Genomic DNA, 17,430 nt, shown 5'->3' on the forward strand with positions numbered 1-17,430 from the left:
CCCCCGCAAGCCCCCCGTAAGCCCCCAGCCGTCGGCAAAGCCGAAGGCGTCGGAGCCCGGAGGACCGGAAGATGCCGGTCAGCGGTGGCGGGGAGCGACCGGTGCGCGGCGCTCGGCGCTCGGCCCGGCGGCGGCGATGGCATCGGCGCTGCTGTCCGACGCTTCGGCCTGCGCGACTTCGACGGCCGAAGCCGATTGAACCACAACGTGGGCGGTCCCGGCACTGAGCATCCCCAGTCGGGCCGCCGCGGCAGGCGAGAGGTCGATGATCCGGCTGCCATGGAACGGGCCACGGTCATTCACCGTCACCACCACCGACCGGCCGGTTTCCTGCGAACGCACCAGCAGCTTCGTTCCCATCGGCAGGGTCGGATGCGCAGCCGTCAGCGCCTTGGGGTCGAACGTGCTGCCCGACGAGGTCCGGCCCACCACATGGCGACGAGGGCGGCGCATATGGCCATACCAGCTTGCCACGCCCTGCTCGGACCATGCGAGCGCGGACCGACCGGCAACCGCGATGCTATGGGACCGCCGCGCCAGCGCCGCGCGGACCGAAGCCGCCCACGCCGTCACCGGTCGGCCATCGTCCCCCGCCGCCGGCGCATCGGAAACACCCCCGGCAGACACCGCCGCATCCGCCGTTCCCTCATGGGGAGTGGAGGCGGCACTGGCGGCGGACATGAAGAAAACGAGGCAGAGCAGCGACAGCATCGCCTGCCCACCCATTCGCATTCCTCGCGTTGTCCGATGCAGTTTCAATGCGTTTCCAGTCCTTTTGGGATCGGTGATCCAGTATCGGACCACAATAGAGCAGTCCTGTCACCACCGAGTCCAGTTTTTTCCGCCACGATACCGGCGCGGGCGGCCGCAAAGCGTTCATGCCGCCACGGTTTTCCCGCGCTGGATCACGTTTTCGCGGCGAATTATGGCAATTTTCAGCCTTCATTACTGCCGCCTCTTTTCCGGCCGGCGGGCAGGACACCGAAGCCCGCGCGATCATTCTCTTGGAACCGGCCGAAGAGCGTGCTACGGCGCCTGTGATGATAAAGCGCCCCCTGATCGTGGTCCTGAACGGGCCCAACCTGAACATGCTCGGAATGCGCCAGCCCGAAGTCTATGGTCGCGCGACCCTGGACGACGTGGAACAGATCTGCATCCAGGCTGCCGAGCGACTGGATGTCGGTATCGACTTTCGCCAGACCAACGGCGAGGGCGAGCTGGTGTCGTGGGTCCATGAATGCCGCAACCGCGCGCAGGGGATCGTTATCAACCCGGCCGCCTACGGCCACACTTCAATCGCCCTGCTCGACGCGCTGCTGGCCGTCGAGCTGCCGGTGATCGAGGTCCATATCTCCAACATTCATCGCCGCGAGGAATTCCGGCATCACACCTACTGCTCCCGCGCGGCCGCAGGCGTCATTTGCGGCCTGGGAGTACGCGGCTATGCCCTGGCGCTTCAGGCGATGACAGACATGATTCTGGACGAGAACGACCGATGAGCCGACTGCTCGTGGACGCGGATGCCATTCGGGCATTGGCTGAAATTCTGACCGAAACCGGCCTGACCGAGATCGAGATCGCGGAGAAGGACAACCGCATCCGCGTTGCCCGCGCAGCACCCGGCGTGGTCCATGCCGTGCCGGCCGCCGCCGCCCCGATCGCGGCCGCGCCCGTGGCCGCCGCGCCGGCCGACCCGGCCAAGCATCCGGGCGCCGTCACCAGCCCGATGGTCGGCGTGGCCTACCTGACGCCAGACCCCAGTTCGCCCCCCTTCGTCACCGAAGGGCAGAGCGTCACCGCCGGGCAGACCCTGATGCTGATCGAGGCGATGAAGACCTTCAACCAGATCAAGGCCCCCCGCGCCGGCACGCTGAAGAAGCTGCTGGTCGCCTCCGGCGATCCGGTCGAATTCGGCGAAGCCCTGGCCGTCATCGAGTAATGTTTTCCAAGATCCTCATCGCCAATCGTGGCGAAATCGCCCTGCGGGTCCTGCGCGCATGCCGCGAAATGGGCATCCGCACGGTCGCGGTCCATTCCACGGCCGATGCCGATGCCATGCATGTGCGCCTGGCCGACGAAGCCGTATGCATCGGGCCGCCCTCCTCGCGTGAGTCGTACCTGAACGTCGCCGCCATCCTGTCGGCCGCGACCATCTCCGGTGCCGACGCGATCCATCCGGGCTACGGCTTCCTGTCCGAGAACGCCGATTTCGCCGAGACGGTCGAGGCCCACGGCCTGGCCTTCATCGGGCCGACCGGCCAGCACATCCGGATGATGGGCGACAAGATCACCGCCAAGACCACCATGCGCGCGCTCGGCGTGCCGCTGGTGCCGGGCTCGGACGGTGCGCTGGCCAACCTGGACGAGGCCCGCGCGGTGGCCGCCCAGGTCGGCTACCCGGTGCTGATCAAGGCCGCCGCCGGCGGCGGCGGGCGCGGCATGAAGGTCGCCCGGACCGCCGACGAGCTGGACGAGGCCTGGAGCGTCGCCCGCACCGAGGCCCGCGCCGCCTTCGGCAATGACGAGGTCTATCTCGAAAAATACATGGACCGGCCCCGGCACATCGAGTTGCAGATCCTGGCCGACACCCATGGCAACGTCGTGCATTTCGGCGAGCGCGACTGCTCGCTCCAGCGGCGCCACCAGAAGCTGCTGGAAGAAGCCGGCTCGCCGGCCCTCACCGCCGAGCAGCGCGACGCCATCGGCGCCACCGCCACGGCGGCGCTGCGCAAGCTGGGCTACCGCAACGCCGGCACGCTGGAATTCCTCTACCAGGACGGCCAGTTCTGCTTCATCGAGATGAACACCCGCCTGCAGGTGGAACATCCGGTGACGGAAATGCTCTGCGATGTCGATCTGGTGCGCGAACAGATCCGCATCGCCGCCGGCGAACCGCTGGGCTACGAGCAGTCGGACATCACCTTCAGCGGCCATGCCATCGAATGCCGCATCAATGCCGAGGACCCGGCGACCTTCATGCCCACGCCGGGCACGGTCACGGTCTATCACCCCCCCGGCGGCCTGGGCGTGCGCATCGACAGCGCGCTGTATGCGGGCTATCGCGTGCCGCCCTATTACGACAGCATGATCGGCAAGCTGATCGTCCACGCCCCCACCCGGCCCGAGGCCATCGCCCGGATGCGCCGCGCGCTGGACGAGTTCGTGATCGACGGCGTCAAGACGGTGATCCCGCTGCATTGCAAGATCCTGGACGATCCCGAGTTCCAGAAGGGCGACTACACCATCCACTGGCTGGAACGCTTCGTCGCCAGGCAGGGCTAAAGACCAACCCCCTCCCCACCACGTAACAACGACCGGGTTTCCAAAGGGCGATGCCCTTTGGTGGGTCAAGGGCAACGCCCTTGCCTTTCGCCGAGGCTCTCAGCCAAAAGCGGTATCCATATACGGGCTGGACGCATCGAAAAACAGCCGGTTGGCGTCGAGTTCGTAGGAAATCACGTCCAGGCTGGCCAGGGCGCGGTCCATTTCCATCCGCACGCCCAGATTGGGCTCCTGCCCGGCCTCGGCCGCGATCCGCTGGCTGGCCAGCTTGGCCGCGCGGGCGGTCCGGCCGTAATGGCCGCCATAACGACCGCTGAACTGCTCCATCCGGCCCATCATGGCCTCGATCACCTGGGTGGCGGCGGCCGGCAGCAGATTGCGCGCCAGGATTCGGCGCAGACGGATGACATTCAGGCCGATCGTCATCGCCGAGAGCGTGCCTTGCAGATAGGCATCGATCACCGGCTCCGGCGTCTCGCCGGCATTGGTCAGCAGGCGCACGAAGCGGTCCACGTTCCGTTCGACCACGAAAACGGTGGTCGGCAGGTTCGCCGACCGCGCCACCTGCCGCAGCCCCTTCAGGATCTCGGTCCGCATCTGCCAACGCATGGCATTGATATCGTTGGGCAACACCAGCCGGAACGACCACATCGCATACCACAGCGCCAAAATCAGCGGCATGGCGGTATTGAAGAACGTGATTTCGTCCAGCCGCCCCTGATTGTCCGGCCCGATGAGAATGGGCAGGAACAGGTTGTACGACACGGCGGCGAGGACGATGGTGGGATAGGCAAAGGCCAGCCCGCCCGCCAGCATCGGCAGGCTGAGGCACAAGGCCAGCACTTCGAAGGTCGAGGGCGTCGCCAGCGCCCACAGCACCAGCACCCCCGACACGCCCACCGCCCACAACGCCCCGGTCAGAAAGGCCTGCGTCGCCAGGGCCGGCTTCTCCAGCGTCGAGAACAGGCTGCACACGATCGAGACGAACATCAGGAACAGCAGCCCGACCGACCAGCCGGTGGTAATCCAGATCACCCCGGCACCGAAGATGGTGATCGAGGCACGCAGGCTGTTGGCGCCCGCCAGCCGCCAGTCACGGAACGTCTTGATCCGATAATGGAAATGGTCGTGCGGCAGGGGGTGCATGCTGGCTTCGAACTGGGTAATCGCCCCTTCCAGATCCTCCAGCATGCCATCGAGCGCATGATGCAGCATGCGCTGCCATTGCAGGCTCCGCGCCTCGTCCACGCCTGCCGGCGGCCGGGTATCGCTGCCCATCTCGGCCCCCAGCGAATCCGCGATCACCTGGCGGCAGGTGGCGCGCAGTCCCGCCAGTTGCAGCAGGGTGGGCTGGGTATCCCCGGCCTGCAACCGCTCGGACAGGGCCAGCAGGAATGTCCGCACCGACGCCGCCGTGGTGCTGAACGTATCGCCCTCCACACGGCCGGGCGTGTGCAGCAACGCCGACAGGTCCAGCCCGCGTGACAGCAGCACCGCCACGCGCGCCAGCGCGGCACGGGCATGGTCGCCTTCATGGCCATGATGGCGGCCCAGTTCCACCTCGGCGAACTCGATCTGGTCGCTCAGCGCGGTAATGGTCGAAAACACGCCCCGCACCCGCGTCAGGGCTTGCTGGTCCCCGCCCAGCAGATCGGCCAGCGCATGCGCGGCCCCGTCGATCGAGGTGAGGAAATTATGGGCCAGCCGGTCGCGCGCCCGCTCCCCCAGCCGGAACTGGAACAGCGAAGACACCGTGCTTTCCAGCACGATGCCCAGCACGATGTAGGTCGCGCGCGCCATGGCGATGGCGAAGATATGCTGCGGATCGGCAATGCCGTCCAGCGCGATGATGGCGTAGGTAAAGCCGCTCGCCCGCATCCCGTGGATACGATAATTGGTCATGGTGGCGGGTCCGGGCAGCAGCGTGCCTACAAAGCAGAACAGCCCGATCCCCACCGCCAGCAGCAGGATGAACAGCAGGGGCTGCTGTGGACAGGCCGCCACCAGCGCCACGGCGAAGATGGTGCCGACGACCATGCCGAACAGATGCCAGCGCGCCTTGGCCACGCTCTTGCCGCGCGAGCCCTGCGCCACCATCCACACGGTCAGCGCCGCCCATTGCGGGCTGCCCAGTTCCCACCACAGCGCGATACCCAGCGCGATCAGCGACGTGATCGTGGTGCGCAGCGCATAACCGAAGGTCAGCAGGTCGGGGGCGTAAAGCCAGCGCAGGCGGTCCTGCCGGCGGGGAACGCCCGACCAGATCTGGGACCACAGATCGTGCAGCCGGGCCAGGTCAAAGGTCAGCGACGGCTCACGGCTCTTCATCCCGGCATCATACTCCCGCACCGCACCCGCCGCCGGACGGTGGCGTCACTTCCCTTATTGAAACAGCATTAGAACACCGTGCCATCCGCTGACAGTACGGCGAAACGAATAACAGAGGTGATGAAACTGTATTTCCGGCTCACCGGAGCGGCGGCCCCATCATCACCGGTCAGAGGCTGTTTGAAAAACCGGGCCGACAGGCGAGCGTGGCGCGCAACGGCGCGTCCGGCGGGTCTTTCCGCGCCCCGGAGCAGAGCGCGGGAAACACCCGCCGGATCGCCGGCGGGATCATTGTGCCGGCAGTCTCTCAGTCGTCGTAGGTGACCAGGGCCTTGACCGGCACATCCAGCCGCGCCCGGCCGCCCAGCGCCCGCAGTTCCACCAGCACCGAGGCGCCGACGACCTCCGCGCCGACCTTGCGCAGCAGCGCGATCGAGGCCGCGAGCGTGCCGCCCGTCGCCAGCAGGTCGTCCATCACCACCACGCGCTGGCCGGGCACGATGGCATCGGCCTGGATCTGCAACGTGTCGCTGCCATATTCCAGCTCGTAGGCGTGCGAGACCGTCTCGCCCGGCAGCTTGCCCGGCTTGCGCAGCATCACCAGCCCGCAGCCCAGCCGACTGGCCAGCGGGGCAGCGGTCAGGAAGCCGCGCGACTCGATCGCGGCCAGCATGTCCGGCGCCCAGGGGGCGACCGCGTGCGTCACCCGCCCCATCGCCACCTGCCACGCATCCGCGTTCCGCATCAGGGTGGAGATATCGTAGAACAGGATACCCGGCTTCGGAAAATCCGGAATGCCGCGAATGTGCTGCTTCAGGTCCATCGTGGCGGTCGTCATGTCCGTGTCCAAATCCATCCCGTCGTAAACCGATTCCACGGCGAAAGCCGGCCAGGACCAGCCGTCCGGGTCGGAAAAAATCGCCGCGCTGTAGCTAGCCCGCCCCCGCCATCGCCCGCAAGCCCGACAGATGCCTCCAGGGGGCGGTCAATGCACCATGGGCGGGGCGCCCGCTGCCTCTCCGGCCATATGGGCCTCGGCCTCCGCCTCGCCCGCCGCCGGGCGCGCGGGCCGCAGCAGCACCATCACCAGCATGATGATGGCGCCCAGCAGCATCACGCCGGCCATCGGCACCGGCGTGGTGCGCGGCAGCATGCCGACGAAGGCCCCGGCGATCGCACCCAGCACATATTGCAGCGTGCCGATGAAGGCGGCGGCGCTGCCGGCCAGACGCGGATGGTCGGCCATCGCCCCCACGGCGGCATTCGGCCCGATGATGCCGGTCGTGCCCAGCGCGACCATCATCGTCAGGACCAGCGGCACCAGCTCCAGCCCGTGCGGCGTCGTCCCGCCACGGATCGCGAAGGCCATGACGACCGACACCACCAGCATCCCCACCGTGCCCAGCACGGCGGTCCCCACCGACATGCCGAGAATGCGCCCGGCATCGATCCGCCCCACCAGCACGCCGTTGATCTGCGAGGCCCCGATCATGCAGACGGCGAAGACGCCGAACAGCATGCCGAACCCGGCGGGCGTGAAGCCGAACAGATGGATGAAGACCGAAGGCGCCGCCGACAGATAGGTAAACGACATGAAACAGCCGAACCCGGCGATCATGGCATTGGTGATGAACCCCCGGTCCCGCGCCAGCATCACATAGCGCGTGGCCAGCGCGAGGGGGGACAGAATGCTGCGCTCGCGCTCCGGCAGGGTTTCGGGCAGCACCCGCGCCACCAGCACGGTACAGACCAGCCCATAGGCCGCCGAGGCCCAGAAGATCGACCGCCAGGTGGTGAAGGACAGCACGAAGCCGCCGATGGTCGGCGCCAGCACCGGCACCACGCCCATCACCAGCACCAGCCGCGACATCAGGCGCGCGGCCTCGTTGCCGTACGAAATATCGCGCACGCAGGCACTGGGGATCACCAGACTGGCCGACGCCCCCAGCGACGCCAGCAGGCGAAAGCTGGAAAAGGTCCAGATATCCCCCGCCAGGGCGCAGCCGACCGAGGCCAGCGTATAGATCAGCGTGCCGACCAGCATGGGCATGCGCCGCCCGAACCGGTCGGAGAGCGGCCCCATCGTGATCTGCCCGATCGCGAGGCCGACGAACCAGATCGCCAGCGTCATTTCAGCCGAGCCCGCCTGGGCGTGCAGCGACGCTTCCAGCGCCGGGAAGGCGGGAAGGTAGATATCCGTCGATACCGGCCCCACAGCCGTCAGGAACCCAAGCAGGATGGCAATCCAGTTCATGGGCCGGGCAACGGAAGCGGTGGCAGGGGCATCGTCGGATCTCGCGGCTATCGCAGGTGGCGCCATCGGCGGCACTCCATTTGAGATCGTCGGGACCTACTATCTCAGCGTGTCACCGGATTTCATCATATAAATACTGTAAGGCTGCATTTCGCCTGACGCGGTGCATACACGCAACAGCCCCGGCGACACCGCCCACCCCCCGATCAGACGGGGGGAACGGGGCCACAAGATGGCACGTTCACGGCACACCGGGGGCACGCGCCTTGGGGGCACGCGCCTTGGGGGAACGCGCCTCGGGAGCCACACCCCGCGACGCCATGCGCCGCGCCAGCCACAGCCCCAGCGCCCCGGACCCGGCGAACAGCACCGCCGCCAGCCCCACCTGCCAGCCATGCCCGATCCGGGCACCGCCCCCCAGCAGCACGAACACCACCGTCTGCGGCAGGCTGCCCAGCAGCGTCGCCAGCATGAACGGCACGAACCCCGCCCCCGAAACCCCGGCCAGCAGATTCAGCATCAGCGCCGAGCCCACGGGCAGCAGGCGAATGGTCAGGATGGCGGTGAAGGGATGCGCGGTCACGAACCCGTCCAGCCGGGCCAGCCGCCCGGCCAGCCGCCGCCGCACGCTCGCCCGCCCGACCCCGCGCGCCCAGCCGAACCCGCCGGCCGCCCCCGCCAGCGTCGCCAGACTGGCCAGCACGATCCCCTCGGGCGCACCGTACGCCACTCCAGCGGCAAAACAGACAAGCTGGCGCGGCAACCCCACGGCGCAGATCGCCGACCCCACCAGCAGAAAGACCATCCGCCCCGCCATGCCGTCCCGCAGCAGCGCGGTATCGCCCAGCATCCCCCGCAGACCCGGCGCATGGCGCAGCGCCAGCCCCACCGCAATGCAGGCCGCCACCATCAGCGCCGGCCGCGCCAGCACGGCCAACCCGCCGCCACGCGGGGGGTCGACAACAGCGCGCTCCGTCATGCCGCGCACGGGTCGGGACGAGGAAAAAAAGAGGCCATGGCGTCAGGTCCGCTGCTGGAATCATTCAGGGCATGGCGGCAGGAGGCACATCCCGGCGTCCGGGGGCGCGGGCCATGCACTAGCATCGGCTTGCGACCGGCAGCAAGGCAGGTCTAAATCCCCTTCATGTCCGTACATACCATCCCGCAGACCGCCGCCGCCCACGACGCTGCCGCGTCCATCTCGCCCCGCAACCGGAAGCGCATTTCCATGTGGCTGTTCGTGATCTGCTTCATGCTGCTCGGCATGATCGCACTGGGCGGCTATACGCGCCTGACCGGCTCGGGCCTGTCGATCATGGACTGGCGCCCGGTCACGGGCATGATCCCGCCCCTGTCCCATGCGGAATGGGAGCGCCAGTTCGCGCTGTATCAGACCATCCCGCAATACAAGATCCTGCATGACGGGTTCGGGCTGGCCGGCTTCCAGAAGATCTTCTGGGCAGAATGGACCCATCGCTTCTGGGGCCGGCTGATCGGACTGGTGCTGCTGGTGCCGCTGATCTGGTTCGCGGTCACGGGCGCACTCACCCGCGGGCTGATCGCACGGCTCCTCCTGTTCTTCGTGCTGGGCGGCCTGCAAGGCGCCGTGGGCTGGTTCATGGTCGCCTCGGGCTTTGACGCCAACAGCACGGCGGTCGAACCGGTGCGTCTGGTCCTGCATCTGTGCTGCGCCTTCGCGCTCTATATCGCCATCCTGTGGACGGCCCTGTCGATCCGCACCCCGTCCCCCGCCTTCATTCCCGCCACGGTCGCGGTCGTGCGCACCAGGCGGCTGGTCTGGTGCGCCACGATCCTGATCGGCATCACCATCATCGCCGGCGGCTTCACCGCCGGGACGCATGCAGGCTTCGCCTACAACACCTTTCCGCTGATGGAAGGGCACCTGATCCCGCAGGGCTACGCCAAGCTGTCGCCGTTCTGGCTCAACTGGTTCGCCAACATCCCCGCCGTCCAGTTCGACCACCGGCTGCTGGCCACCGTCACCGCGCTGGTCATCGGCGCCACTGTCTTCAGCGGCCTGCGCACGCCGCAACTGGGCAAGCCGGCGCAAGACATTCTGATGCTCCTGGGCTGGGCGGTGCTGATCCAGTACGCCCTGGGTGTCACCACCCTGCTGCTGGTCGTGCCCGCCTGGGCCGGCACCGTGCACCAGACCTGGGGCGCCGTCCTGCTGACCGTCGCCATCGTGGCGCTACACCGGCTGCGCGGCGTCGGCCGCGTCTGAGAGCCTGGGCGGACATGCGCGCTGGCGGCGATCCGACGCGCGTTTCCTGCGCTCCGGTGCTCATGGCCATCAAGGCCACTCCGCGCCGGTGCTCGGCAACACACGACGGCCGTGCCGCTTCGCGGCACTCTCGCTCACCTGCCCCCATGTCCGCCCAGGCTCTCCAAACTCCCATCACCTTCCAGTCCCCGTCTTCACTCGGGCGCCGCATGTGGGGCGCCGGACGGTGAAGCGGTGGCCGCCGGCACCGCATCGACCGAAGGCGCCACCGAGGGCGGCGTGGCCCCCGGATAGCGTTTCATCAGGTCCAGCAAGGTGCCGTTCGTCCAGCCGAAGCCGATCTGCATCGGGTATTCGCCGCCCCCGGCCCCACCCATGGGGCTGATCGACGGGTTCACCACGTCGTATTTTTCCAGCAGCACGCCCGATGCCTGATAGGTCGTCACCACCCGCGCCATCCACCGCGTGGCGACCTCGCGGGCCAGATCGTCCTCCCCGTAGCGGGCCAGCCCCATGATGGCCATCCATTCCTCCGGCGCCCAGCCGTTCGGCGCGTCCCATTGCTGGCCGGTCGCCGTCTCGGTCGTCACCAGCCCGCCCGGTTTCAACAGCCGGGCGCGCACCGTCGCCGCCACCGCACGCGCCTGCTCGGGCGTCGCGGCTTCCAGGAACAGCGGCACCAGCGTCGCCGTCGACAGAACCGGCGACAGCTTCTGCTTCGTCCAGTCGTAATCGAAGAACGCCCCCTGGGCCGGGTCCCACATCACCCGCCGGATGTCGGCGATCCGCCCGGTCGCCAGTTGCGCATAACGCTGCGCCTGAACCTGGTCGCCCCGCACCCCGTAAGCATGGGCCAGCGTCTGTTGCAGATGCGCGATCAGGCTGTTCAGGTCCACCGGCAGCAGGTCGATGGTATGGATCGTGGTCAGCGTGTGGCCGTCGGCCAGCCAGCGCGAGGAATAATCCCAGCCGCTCTCCGCCCCGGCGCGCAGATTGCGATAGATCTCGGCAGCCGGACGATCCGATGCCGCCGCCGTGGCGATATCCTGCGGATAGCTCTCGTCGCGCGGCGTGTCCCGGTCGTCCCAGTACCGGTTCATCACGGTTCCGTCGGCCAGACGCACCACGCGACGATGGGCGGTACCGGGCGCCAGTCCCTCCGCCCCCTCCATCCAATAGTCATATTCGCGCTGCATTTCCGGCAGGAAGGTCACGTAGGTCTGCGGCCCGTCATGCCGCGCCAGCAGATCGACCATCAGCGCGAAAAAGGGCGGCTCCGAACGGCTGAGATAATAGGTGCGGCTACCGTTGGGCATATGCCCGTAGCCGTCGATCAGCGAGGCGATGTCGCGCACCGTACTGCGCAGCAGGTCGAACCGCCCGCTCTCCGACAGCCCGATCAGCGTGAAATAGGAATCCCAGTAATAGAGTTCGCGGAACCGCCCACCGGGCACCACATAGGGCTCGGGCAACGGCAGCAGCGACGAGAACGGCGGCGGCCGATCCGGCGGCCGGCTCAGCACGTCCCACATGCCGTCGATATATTCGCGCACGCTCTCGTCCTGATGCCGGCGATAGGAGACGAGGCGCTGCTGCGGCACCGAAAAATGCTGGGCGACGAAACTGGTCAGGTCGAACCCCGACTCCCCTTTCGCCCGCCTGTATTCCGCCAGCAGGTCGGCGGGCGCGCGGTCGGGCACGGCATCGGCCGCCGTCTTGGCATCGGCGAAGATCCGGGCTGCGGAAATGGCGGCGAACAGCCCATCCAGCGCGACCGAAGGCGGCGACAGAAGATCGGCGGCGGATACCGGGGCGGAACCCGGCGCGGCAGCAACAGCCGCAACCCGCGCCTGCGCAGGCTCCGGAGCCGCCCCGGACGCCACAGCCGGGGCCGGAGCCGGAGCCGGAGCCGGAGCCGAGACCTGCGCGGGCGCCGCCGCCGAACCGGGCGCGGGCACGGATGCCGAACCCGAAGCCTGGGCAGGCGCGGGCGCGGAACCGGTCGCGACAACCGGCACCGGTGCCGACACCGATGTCTGGGCAGGTGCCTGGGCGGGCACAGCCTCCGGTGCGGCCACCGCCGACGGCACGACAGGCCATGCCAGCCCGGCGGCCAGCAACGCCACCGCACGCGGCCGCGTGCGGCGGAAAGACAGGGAGGTGGCGGAATCGCGACCGGGCTTCATGGCGCGTCGCACCGGGATAGAGAACGTCACCAGGCAGAAAATCCTTGCTCGCTCAGGATGTTGAACGGACAGAATGCCCTGAGACACCGAAGGCGCATAAGAAAAACGACCCGGATGGCGCGAAGTTCATCCGGTGGCCAGCATCGGGCGGCACTGGTCAAGCCGGCGCTTTCGCCCCACATCGGAATACGATTATGAATTCCAAAAGCGCATCACGCATCCTGCCCTCCCGTTCCCGCGCACCGTCCGGAGTCCACCCTCGATGAGCATGACCGACCAGATCCTGAATCCGCTGACGGCGACCGACCGGCTGTTCTTCGACCGCGCGGGCGCCACGCTCGACCGTTCGGGCACCGAGGCGCTGGTCCGCCGCACGCTGGACGGCATGGATGACGGCGAGCTGTTCCTGGAATACCGCGAAAGCGAATTCATCTCGCTGGATGACGGCGTCATCCGCTCCGCCACCTTCGACACCTCGTCGGGCTTCGGGCTGCGCGCGATCCTGGGCGAGGAAACCGGCTTCGCCCATTCCGACGAACTCAGCGAATCCGCCATCAGACGCGCCGCCGATACGGTCACGCAGGTGCGCGCCGGCCGCTCCGGCACCATGGCGGCACCCCCGCGGGCCACCAACCAGCGCCTGTATGGCGACGCCAACCCCCTGGGCGACACCGATTTCGCCTCCCGCGCCGCCCTGCTGTCGGCATTGGATACCTACGCCCGCGCCCGCGACCCGCGCGTGGTGCAGGTTTCGGCCTCGCTGGCGGCGGAATGGCAGGCGGTGCAGATCGTCCGCGGCGACGGCACCCGCGTCGCCGACCTCCGCCCGCTGGTGCGGCTCAACGTCTCGGTGGTGGTGGAGCGCGGCGGACGGCGCGAGAGCGGCGGCCACGGCATGGGCGGCCGCTATGCCTACACCCGCCTGCTGGACGAGGCGGTGTGGAAAGGCGCGGTGGACGAAGCCCTGCGCATGGCCCTGGTCAATCTCGACGCCGTGCCCGCCCCGGCCGGCGAGATGGAAGTGGTGCTGGGCGCCGGCTGGCCGGGCATCCTGCTGCACGAGGCCGTGGGCCATGGTCTGGAGGGCGATTTCAACCGCAAGGGCACGTCCGCCTTCGCCGGACTGATGGGCCAGCGCGTGGCCGCCCCCGGCGTCACGGTGGTCGATGACGGCACCCTGCCCGAGCGGCGGGGCAGCCTGACGGTCGATGACGAAGGCACCCCCACCGGCCGCACCGTGCTGATCGAGGACGGCATCCTGACCGGCTACCTGCAAGACCGGATGAACGCACGGCTGATGGGCGTGCGCCCCACCGGCAACGGCCGCCGCCAGTCCTACGCCCACGCACCGATGCCGCGCATGACCAACACCATCATGCTGGGCGGCAACGCCACCACCGAGGAGATGATCCGCTCCACAAGGCGCGGCCTGTACGCGGTCAATTTCGGCGGCGGACAGGTGGACATCACGTCAGGCAAATTCGTCTTCGCGGCCTCGGAAGCCTACCTGATCGAAGACGGCAAGGTGACCGCGCCGGTGCGCGGCGCCACGCTGATCGGCAACGGCGCGGATGCGATGACCAAAGTCTCCATGATCGGCGGCGACATGGCGCTTGACCCCGGCATCGGCACCTGCGGTAAAAGTGGTCAGGGCGTGCCGGTCGGCGTCGGCCAGCCGACCCTGAAGATGACCGGCCTCACGGTCGGCGGCACCGGCAAATAAGGGAAAAACGTCATGGCGCAGGACGAGCAGGATAGTACATTCCCCTACTCTTCCGCCTTCGCCCGCGCCAACGCCCGGCTGACCGCCGCGCTCGATCACGGTGCCATGGTCCTGATGGCACCGTTGGTTCGGCTTGGGGTGGATTTCGCCGTCCCCCCCCAGCCCCCCGCGCCACGTCTGGCACCAAAACCATGGATACCGCTGACACTCTGCGCGGTCACGGTCGGCATCGCCGCATGGCAGGTACTGGGTCCCTATCACAGATGGGCGATGGCCACGGTCTGGTTTTTCTTCATGCTCTCGTCTTTATGGCTCAACACCCTCCGCGCGCGCCACCCGATCCTGAGCAAACCGGCGGACGATCGCACGGAGGCCGAACGCCGCATCGTCGGACAATACTGGATGACGCTGGCTGTCACCATCGCGGCACTATCCTCCTGCGGCCTGGCGTTGATCGCATTCCATGTGCTGGCGGCCGATAAGCCCATCAATGGCGTGGAACTCGGCCAGCGGATCATGATCGGTCTGCTCTATACGGAATGTCTGGCCTTCATGACGCCCGTCATTGTCCTGTCCTGGCACGACCACCGGCCGGACGACGCTTTTCCGCGCCTCGCGGATATGAAAAAGCCTTTCAGCGAACCCGTTCGCTGAAAGGCTTCCTGTAGAACGCCCGTTTCCCTGAACGGCGCCCCGCAGGGCGCCGCATGGATCAGAAGCCGGTCGAAACCGTCACAACGGCCGTGAAGGGCGTCTGGAGATAATAGACAGGCTGCGCACCGGCAATGGCGCCGCCCCTCACTCCGGTGACCCCATTGAGCGTGTTCTGGAACGTGTAGATTCCACTGCGGAACTTCGCATTGGTCAGGTTGGTCATATTGAGCTGGACCTGCGGCGACTTCAGAAAGCCGAGGCTGCCGAAACGATAGCCGATATTGACGGCATCGGTAATGTAGTTCGGGATCGAGCTATCATTCATCAGCGTGGCGTACTGCTTGCCGACATATTTGATCTGCGCCCCCACGAACAGGTGTCCGTCGTCATAATCCAGGCCAAGCGCCGCCATCACCTTCGGGCTATTGATCTGGCTCTTGCCCTTCGTCGGCAGGTAATCGGAAATGGTAGCACCATTCAGGGTGCTCGTCGTTCCGATATTGTTGTCGATCTTCGCGCTCAGATACTCGAACGAGGCATAGGGCCGCAGATGATACAGGATCGGCCGCGTCGACACCTGCACATCGACGCCACGCGACGTCTGGCCGCCGGCATTGACGGTCTGGCTGTAGCTGGTCCCGTTTTCATACTGGTTCAGGGTCAGCAGGCGATTGGTCATGTTGTAGTTGAAGAAGGACACGCTGCCGATAACCGTATCGCCAGTATAGCGATAGCCGATTTCCTCGGAGATCGAATATTGCGGCGTTGACGCTCCGCCACGCTGAACCCGCGCCGCCGAGGTGTTGGAATAATAATCAACGAGCGAGGTGTTCGACGGCACCTTGAAGTTCGTTGCGCCATCCACAAAAATCTGATGGTGACGGTTGAAGTTCCAGGCAATGCCGATCTGCGGCAGCGGCTCGGCCACATGCAGGTTGCGATTATAGGTGCCGTCGGGACCATAGACGTAGTTATAGACCCGCCGCGTCATCATGGCTTCCTTGAAGCCCAGATCGATATGCAGCTTGCGATCGAAGTAATCCATGCTGTCGCCGATAAACAGCATGTTGACCTGCGCCAGGCTCAGGAAGTCACGATAATTGTATGGCTGGCCGTTCGGCATCTTGATCAGGGCTCGGGTGCCCCAGATATTGTCCGGCTCACCGGTCGTCTGGTTGACCATGCCGACAGGCGAATATTGCAGCAGGTTGGAATATTCGTACCACCAGCCGGCCGTCAGATGATGATGGCTGCCAAGCTGGTAGTTGACCTTGATCGTATTGCCCGGACGGAACTGTTCCTGGTTCGACGGCGTCAGGGCCAGATAGGTGGCGCCACTCGTCACCTTTCCGTCGCCAGTCAGATCGATCGGCACATACGTGCCGCCGTAATAGGTCTTGCCCTCGGTCAGCGTCGTAGCGCCGGTGCCGTTGCCGATCCCGTGCCAGAAATAGGCGCTGTCGTCGATCGACAGGCGCGAATTGACGACGATATGCGTCGGCAGGATAGCAACGACGTTGCGGAACGGATTGACGTGCAGCTTGTAATAGCCGGTATCTTTCACGCCGCCGTAATCGGCATCGTAGTTCGTGCTGTAGCCGGTCTTGCGATATTGCGACAGGCTCGGATTCAGGAACGAATCGTTGACCTGGTCATTGTAGGAAACGGTCAGGCCGGTATGGCTTCCGTTCTCGAAATCCTTCACGAGCTTGAAATCGTAATGGAATTTCTCGGACAGGCCGGGGCCGCGATAATTGTTGGCCTTGGTATGGCTGAAGGCGAACATGAACCGCACGCCACTATTGCCGATATCGCCCGAATTCAGCTTCAGAAACTGGCGCGTCATGTCGAACGAACCGAACGAAATATCCATCAGGCCGCCCATCTTGTGCGAAGGGTTGCTCATCGTCGCCGCGACCAGACCACCGGCACCGCTGACGATCGGACTGTCAAGATTGACCGAACCCGGTAGCAGGGAAACCGTCTCCAGGTCCTCGGCCTCCAGCACTTCATTCGAATAGAACTGGCCGCCGCCGATATCGTTCAGCGGCATGCCATCCAGGGTCCAACCGATATTGGTCTGGTCCAGGCCCCGCACCATCGTCGATCCGGAGTACAGGCCGAAGGAATCCTGGTCCATCACGTTGGCGCTGGGCAGCATCTTCAGGATCTGCTGGATGTTCGTGGTCGGCGACTGCTTCGAGATGAAGTCGCGCGTGATGGTCTGAATCGCCTTGGGCGCCGTCTCGACCCGCATCAGGCCCGCGCCGGGCGAGCGGGTAAGCGCGGTGCGGCCGGTCACGTTGACGACCTCCGCCTTCGGTTCACCCTGGGCCGGAGCAGCCTGCGAAACAGCGGGCGTCGACGCCGCAGTCGTGGCGCTGGAGGCAACGCTGGTCGTCTGGGCACGCGCTGTCGTGCCGGTCAGGCCGGCAATGGCGGTGCTGGCAAGAAGAACACTCAAGCGGAGACGTATGACCATGTAAAGGACGGCCTTATGCTTGTCATGAGGGAAAAAAGCACCAACGTTCCCCGAATTCATCGGAATATCACAATAATTCAAGGAAACTGACCACTCGGACAAGTTCGTATCAGCAGCCGGCTTTCGCAAGCAACCGTCAATATCATAATTGATCGCCTTCACCAGAACATGTTGCAAAATTGCATCGTTCTGGTCGACGGGCGGCCCGGCACAAGGAACCGGCAGGCATGCGGCGTCCTGCGTCACGGGACCACAGCATGCAGGACCGCCCCGCCC

General features: G+C 66.4%; 13 protein-coding genes. 6 read left to right on the plus strand and 7 right to left on the minus strand.

Going from position 1 to position 17,430, the window contains the following annotated elements; genetic code table 11:
• Positions 1 to 78: 78 nt before the first annotated feature.
• Positions 79 to 726, minus strand: a complete 648-nt coding sequence (locus ABF821_RS10190; RefSeq protein WP_415529940.1) for a septal ring lytic transglycosylase RlpA family protein — start codon at positions 724 to 726, stop codon at positions 79 to 81.
• Between the two features lie 314 nt (positions 727 to 1,040).
• Between ABF821_RS10190 and aroQ the strand changes: the two genes are divergently transcribed.
• From aroQ to accC, 3 genes are read left to right on the plus strand one after another with little or no spacing between them, the layout of a single operon-like run.
• Positions 1,041 to 1,499: a type II 3-dehydroquinate dehydratase gene (aroQ, locus tag ABF821_RS10195; RefSeq protein ID WP_182974562.1), complete on the plus strand. Its 459-nt coding sequence runs from the start codon at positions 1,041 to 1,043 to the stop codon at positions 1,497 to 1,499.
• Entirely contained in the window at positions 1,496 to 1,939 is a 444-nt protein-coding gene (locus ABF821_RS10200) for an acetyl-CoA carboxylase biotin carboxyl carrier protein (protein ID WP_415529941.1), read from the plus strand. Before aroQ ends, ABF821_RS10200 begins: the two co-directional genes overlap by 4 nt.
• Positions 1,939 to 3,282 (plus strand): acetyl-CoA carboxylase biotin carboxylase subunit, encoded by a 1,344-nt coding sequence (gene accC / locus ABF821_RS10205; RefSeq protein WP_182974510.1) that lies wholly within the window; start codon positions 1,939 to 1,941, stop codon positions 3,280 to 3,282. The genes ABF821_RS10200 and accC overlap by 1 nt, the downstream gene beginning before the upstream one ends.
• Positions 3,283 to 3,381: 99 nt before the next feature.
• Here accC and ABF821_RS10210 read toward each other — a convergent pair whose 3' ends face one another.
• From ABF821_RS10210 to ABF821_RS10225, 4 genes are all read right to left on the minus strand, one after another.
• The gene (locus ABF821_RS10210; RefSeq protein ID WP_415529942.1) at positions 3,382 to 5,610 is read right to left on the minus strand and encodes an FUSC family protein; all 2,229 of its coding nucleotides are present in this window, start codon (positions 5,608 to 5,610) and stop codon (positions 3,382 to 3,384) included.
• Between the two features lie 307 nt (positions 5,611 to 5,917).
• Positions 5,918 to 6,448: an adenine phosphoribosyltransferase gene (locus ABF821_RS10215; RefSeq protein WP_182974512.1), complete on the minus strand. Its 531-nt coding sequence runs from the start codon at positions 6,446 to 6,448 to the stop codon at positions 5,918 to 5,920.
• Between the two features lie 147 nt (positions 6,449 to 6,595).
• Complete coding sequence (locus ABF821_RS10220) at positions 6,596 to 7,930, minus strand: multidrug effflux MFS transporter (RefSeq protein ID WP_415529943.1); 1,335 nt, start codon at positions 7,928 to 7,930, stop codon at positions 6,596 to 6,598.
• Between the two features lie 175 nt (positions 7,931 to 8,105).
• Positions 8,106 to 8,843: a TVP38/TMEM64 family protein gene (locus tag ABF821_RS10225; protein ID WP_415529944.1), complete on the minus strand. Its 738-nt coding sequence runs from the start codon at positions 8,841 to 8,843 to the stop codon at positions 8,106 to 8,108.
• A gap of 249 nt (positions 8,844 to 9,092) precedes the next feature.
• Between ABF821_RS10225 and ABF821_RS10230 the strand changes: the two genes are divergently transcribed.
• Entirely contained in the window at positions 9,093 to 10,109 is a 1,017-nt protein-coding gene (locus ABF821_RS10230; RefSeq protein WP_375288981.1) for a COX15/CtaA family protein, read from the plus strand.
• A 194-nt stretch (positions 10,110 to 10,303) separates the two neighbouring features.
• On the opposite strand, the gene treA is transcribed toward ABF821_RS10230, so the two are convergent.
• On the minus strand, positions 10,304 to 12,325 hold the full coding sequence (gene treA / locus ABF821_RS10235; protein WP_415529945.1) for an alpha,alpha-trehalase TreA: 2,022 nt from the start codon (positions 12,323 to 12,325) through the stop codon (positions 10,304 to 10,306).
• 232 nt (positions 12,326 to 12,557) lie between these two features.
• Here treA and tldD point away from each other — a divergent pair, with 232 nt between their 5' ends.
• Both tldD and ABF821_RS10245 read left to right on the plus strand, forming a co-directional pair.
• Positions 12,558 to 14,018, plus strand: coding sequence for a metalloprotease TldD (gene tldD, locus ABF821_RS10240; RefSeq protein WP_415529946.1), 1,461 nt, complete (start codon positions 12,558 to 12,560; stop codon positions 14,016 to 14,018).
• A gap of 12 nt (positions 14,019 to 14,030) precedes the next feature.
• Positions 14,031 to 14,672 carry a hypothetical protein gene (locus tag ABF821_RS10245; RefSeq protein ID WP_415529947.1) on the plus strand — a complete coding sequence of 214 codons (642 nt, stop codon included), beginning with the start codon at positions 14,031 to 14,033 and terminating at the stop codon, positions 14,670 to 14,672.
• Between the two features lie 58 nt (positions 14,673 to 14,730).
• Here the strand turns inward: ABF821_RS10245 and ABF821_RS10250 are convergent, their stop codons facing one another.
• The gene (locus tag ABF821_RS10250) at positions 14,731 to 17,154 is read right to left on the minus strand and encodes a TonB-dependent receptor (RefSeq protein ID WP_415529948.1); all 2,424 of its coding nucleotides are present in this window, start codon (positions 17,152 to 17,154) and stop codon (positions 14,731 to 14,733) included.
• Positions 17,155 to 17,430 lie beyond the last annotated feature (276 nt).

The organism is Gluconacetobacter sp. (genome assembly GCF_047721585.1).
GTDB classification, from domain to species: domain Bacteria; phylum Pseudomonadota; class Alphaproteobacteria; order Acetobacterales; family Acetobacteraceae; genus Gluconacetobacter; species Gluconacetobacter dulcium.